This window comes from Myxococcus sp. CA033 (assembly GCF_013336625.1).
Taxonomy (GTDB): domain Bacteria; phylum Myxococcota; class Myxococcia; order Myxococcales; family Myxococcaceae; genus Myxococcus; species Myxococcus llanfairpwllgwyngyllgogerychwyrndrobwllllantysiliogogogochensis.
Genome location: NZ_JABUMU010000049.1, coordinates 1 through 2500, shown reverse-complemented (window position 1 = coordinate 2500; position 2500 = coordinate 1). Strand labels below are relative to the sequence as shown.

Below are 2500 nucleotides of genomic sequence, written 5' to 3'. Positions count from 1 at the left end.
AAGACTAGTACCGAAGCTTCGGGTCACACGCAAAACGTGTGGCGGTAGGGGAGCGTCCCAGTTGCAGCGAAGGTCGACCGAAAGGGCGGCTGGAGCGGCTGGGAGTGCTGATGCCGAAATGAGTAGCGATAAAGGGGGTGAGAAACCCCCTCGCCGTAAACCCAAGGTTTCCTGGGTCAAGTTAATCTTCCCAGGGTTAGCCGGAACCTAAGTCGAGGCCGAAAGGCGTAGATGATGGAAAGCAGGTTAATATTCCTGCGCCATCTTGTAAGCGTTGAACTAAGGGAGGACGGAGAAAGCTAGGCGAGCTGACCGGCGGTTGTGTCAGTCCAAAGGCGTAGGGGTGTCGCGTACGATTAAAGGCGCGGCAGCTATCCCCGAGACCCCATGGCGCCCCGTAAGGGGTAAGTCGCTGATGCTCTGCTTCCAAGAAAAGTCCCGTAGGGAGCTTGCAGGGTGTCCGTACCGTAAACCGACACAGGTGGGTGAGGAGAAAATCCTAAGGCGCTTGAGAGAACTCTCCTCCAAGGAACTAGGCAAATTTCCACCGTAACTTCGGAAGAAGGTGGGCCTCTGGTAGGTGAAGGCGTACAGCCGGAGCCGAGAGAGGTTGCAGAGAAATGGCGGTAGCGACTGTTTACCAAAAACACAGGACTCTGCGAAGGCGACAAGCCGACGTATAGGGTCTGACTCCTGCCCGGTGCTGGAAGGTTAAGGGGATTCGTCAGCCGCAAGGCAAAGCGATGATCCGAAGCCCCAGTAAACGGCGGCCGTAACTATAACGGTCCTAAGGTAGCGAAATTCCTTGTCGGGTAAGTTCCGACCTGCACGAATGGAGTAACGACTTCCGCGCTGTCTCGGAGAGGGACTCAGCGAAATTGAAATAGCTGTGCCGATGCAGTTTACCCGCAGCAAGACGGAAAGACCCCGTGAACCTTTACTATAACTTGACAGTGACACTAGGGATTGACTGTGTAGGATAGGTGGGAGCCTTTGAAGCCGGGCCGCTAGGTTCGGTGGAGGCAACGGTGAAATACCACCCTGTTGATTTCTGGTGTCTAACCATGTCCCGTAAGCCGGGATTGGGACACTGTCTGGTGGGTAGTTTGACTGGGGCGGTCGCCTCCCAAAGAGTAACGGAGGCGCGCGATGGTTCCCTCAGCCCGATTGGAAACCGGGCGGCGAGTGCAATGGCATAAGGGAGCTTGACTGCGAGACGGACACGTCGAGCAGGTGCGAAAGCAGGTCATAGTGATCCGGTGGTCCTGAATGGAAGGGCCATCGCTCAACGGATAAAAGGTACTCCGGGGATAACAGGCTTATCTCCCCCAAGAGTTCACATCGACGGGGAGGTTTGGCACCTCGATGTCGGCTCATCGCATCCTGGGGCTGGAGCAGGTCCCAAGGGTTTGGCTGTTCGCCAATTAAAGCGGTACGCGAGCTGGGTTCAAAACGTCGTGAGACAGTTTGGTCCCTATCTGCTGTGGGCGTAGGATACTTGAGAGGCTCTGACCTTAGTACGAGAGGACCGGGTTGGAGGCACCGCTGGTGTACCAGTTGTCTCGCCAGAGGCATCGCTGGGTAGCCATGTGCCGATTGGATAACCGCTGAAAGCATCTAAGCGGGAAACCGACCTCAAGACCAGGTATCCCGGGCGCAAGCCCCTGAAGACCCGTCGAAGACTACGACGTTGATAGGCCAGGTGTGTAAGCGCGGTAACGCGTTGAGCTAACTGGTACTAATTGGTCGAGAGGCTTACTTCCCCCTATCTCTTGCATGCCCCCTCAAGGGGAGTAAGGGACTCGGGGCCAAGGCCGAGACTGAATGCACTATGCATTCACCCGGACGAAACACTTTAGCGCACAGCGAGACTTGTACTCGCAGAATGCTGCAACTTACCCTTCGTATGCACTTCATGCTTTTCCGGTGGCTATGTCGGAGGGGTCACACCCGTTCCCATCCCGAACACGGAAGTTAAGCCCTCCAGAGCCGATGGTACTCCGCGGGAAACCGCGTGGGAGAGTAGGTCGCTGCCGGATTCTTTTTGAGAGAAGCCCTCGTCGCCTCGTGCGACGGGGGCTTTTCGCTTTTGTGCGTCTGGAGTTTCCGACGCCGCGAGGGGCCCCGTGCCCGCTTCGGCCGCCAGGGCGCCCGCGGGCTTGCGGCCTGCAGCCACCCTCGAGGCCTGACGGCCCGCGCGACTTCAGGGCACTCGCAGCACCACCTTGCCCACCGTCGCGCGCGACTCCAGTCGCTGGTGGGCTTGCGCGGCCTCCTCCAGTCCCACCACCAGCCCCAGCTTCACGCGCAACTGCCCTCCCGCCAGCGCGCTTCCCAGCGCCTCGCGCGCTCGCCGCTGCAGCGCCGCCGGGTGCGGTGTGCGCAGCCAGTACGCGCTGACTTTCAGCGACTTCGCGTACAGCGTCTCCACCTCCACCGCCGCCGGGGGCCCGCTCGCGCTCCCGTACGCCACCAGGTGCCCGAAGGCCGCCAGCGACTC

General features: G+C 59.4%; 1 protein-coding gene and 2 rRNA genes (1 of these 3 cut by a window edge). 2 read left to right on the top strand and 1 reads right to left on the bottom strand.

Annotated elements, in window-relative coordinates:
• Nucleotides 1-1763: ribosomal RNA gene (locus HUA78_RS45445) — 23S ribosomal RNA — on the top strand; it begins 1201 nt to the left of the window's first position.
• 159 nt (nucleotides 1764-1922) lie between these two features.
• Nucleotides 1923-2039, top strand: a 5S ribosomal RNA gene (gene rrf / locus HUA78_RS45440).
• Between the two features lie 164 nt (nucleotides 2040-2203).
• Here the strand turns inward: rrf and HUA78_RS45435 are convergent.
• Nucleotides 2204-2500 (bottom strand): zinc-binding dehydrogenase (locus HUA78_RS45435; protein WP_174479098.1); only part of this gene is annotated, 297 nt, incomplete at its 5' end.